The 1,044-nt window shown below is 49.0% G+C and carries 2 protein-coding genes; both read left to right on the top strand.

What is annotated here, in order from left to right:
* Positions 1-137: 137 nt before the first annotated feature.
* Positions 138-443 carry a PP2C family protein-serine/threonine phosphatase gene (locus SSCH_RS04630; protein ID WP_156972099.1) on the top strand — a complete coding sequence of 102 codons (306 nt, stop codon included), beginning with the start codon at positions 138-140 and terminating at the stop codon, positions 441-443.
* Between the two features lie 59 nt (positions 444-502).
* Complete coding sequence (locus tag SSCH_RS04625; protein ID WP_156972098.1) at positions 503-922, top strand: hypothetical protein; 420 nt, start codon at positions 503-505, stop codon at positions 920-922.
* Positions 923-1,044 lie beyond the last annotated feature (122 nt).

The following is a 1,044-nucleotide window of genomic DNA, read 5'->3' as shown; positions in this document are numbered from 1 at the left end:
CAACATTTTGCGGCATATGGCTTTATAAAGACAAAGCAATATTTACAAACCTGGGTGACAGCCGCGGCTACCTGCTGCCAAAATATAAAAGAAACGCATGAAGCAGATTACAGAGGACCATAATATTGCCGCACTTCTTGTTAAAAACGGAGAGCTGGCCAAAAACGCTGACCAACAACCACCCTTCGAGCTCACGGCTTACACGGTTTGTCGGCATGAATGCCCCTGCTCTGCCCGAATATTTTGTTTGTGATGTTGCGCCCGGAGACAGGATCCTTTTGTGCAGCGACGGGCTTTACGGCATGGTAAATGAAGAGGATATCACCCGCATAATGCGGAGCAGCCGAAACCCTGGAACCGTCTGCGCCAAGCTGATCGATCAAGCCAATGTCAACGGAGGACACGATAATATTTCAGTGATTTATATTCAAATTGTCAATTAACAGTTTTGCAACTATAAAACCCGGTCAAAGCATGAAATACGTTAGTTAAGGGGTTTTTTATGATGAAAAAGGATGAAAAAACGCTTCCTGACAGCATACGAAAACACTGCCGAACAGTCTCAGACAACGCAACTATCGATGATGATTACGCAACCGTAGACGCTGCGGCAATAGACAATGCTGCTTTGGATGACGATGCCACGGTGGATGATGACGCCGCAGTTCCGGATAATGAGGCGGCACGATATGAGGGAAAGGCGGTCATCATTGCCAAAGGCAGGACTCTGCTCGATACCTACCGTGTTGAATCGGACGCCATCGAAGGCGGCATGGGCAGCGTCTGGCGGGGTGCACCCACACAGGCTGGAAACGTTGACCTGGGCCATGAAAGCAGCCCCCAGGCAAAAAGCTTTTCAAAACCAAGAAAACAAAAAGGAAAAAAATTTATCAATGAGTGCGACGCCTGGATCAAATTTTAGGGCCCTGCATCCCCCCACATCGTTTTCCCTGTTTACTATGTTCGTGAAAATCGGGGGGGCGTCCCCCACCCATCTTCTCCCGAATGGATGGACGGCGGCAGTCTGGCCGATGTGATCCGCAA

The organism is Syntrophaceticus schinkii (assembly GCF_000946815.1).
In the GTDB taxonomy this organism is placed as follows: Bacteria; Bacillota; DSM-12270; order Thermacetogeniales; family Thermacetogeniaceae; genus Syntrophaceticus; species Syntrophaceticus schinkii.
The sequence above is the reverse complement of the archived record's forward strand: the minus strand, read 5'-3'. Positions and strand labels throughout refer to the sequence as shown.